Below are 553 nucleotides of genomic sequence, written 5' to 3' on the forward strand. Positions count from 1 at the left end.
GTGCCACGGCGCTTGGTAATGTGGCTAAAGCGCTTGGATCCAAGTCCACGGCGATTGGTTTTAACACGAATGCGACAGGCGCCGCCGCCGTGGCGCTTGGTGATACGGCAGGCGCGACAGGTGAGTTCTCACTGGCGCTGGGTGCGCGCGCCGCTGCAACGCATGCGAATTCGGTAGCGCTGGGCGCAGACTCGACGACCTCGGCTGCGGTGAGTCCGAGCGGCACGTCCATCCGCGGCACGAACTACTTCTTTGCCGGTTCGAATCCGATTGGCACGGTGAGCGTGGGCAGCGTGGGTAACGAGCGCACGATCACGAACGTGGCCGCGGGTCGCCTGAGCGCGACGAGCACCGATGCGGTCAATGGTTCTCAACTGTATGCGACCAACCAGGCAATTGAGCAGATCAGCCAAAATGGCGCCGGCGGCGGGACGGATGCGCTGGCGGTGCATTACGACGATGCCGCGAAGGGCACGGTCACGCTGGGTGGTGCCAGCAATGGCACGAAGATCAAGAACGTGGCCGCAGGTGACCTGTCGTCGACGAGCAAGGA

General features: G+C 63.7%; 1 pseudogene. It reads left to right on the top strand.

Annotated features, from left to right (window positions below):
- Positions 1 to 553: pseudogene (locus tag ACLFKU_RS43960) on the top strand (hemagglutinin); the annotation flags it as partial.

Origin of the sequence: Paraburkholderia sp. EG304, from assembly GCF_046543485.1 — a bacterium.
GTDB classification, from domain to species: Bacteria; Pseudomonadota; Gammaproteobacteria; order Burkholderiales; family Burkholderiaceae; genus Paraburkholderia; species Paraburkholderia youngii.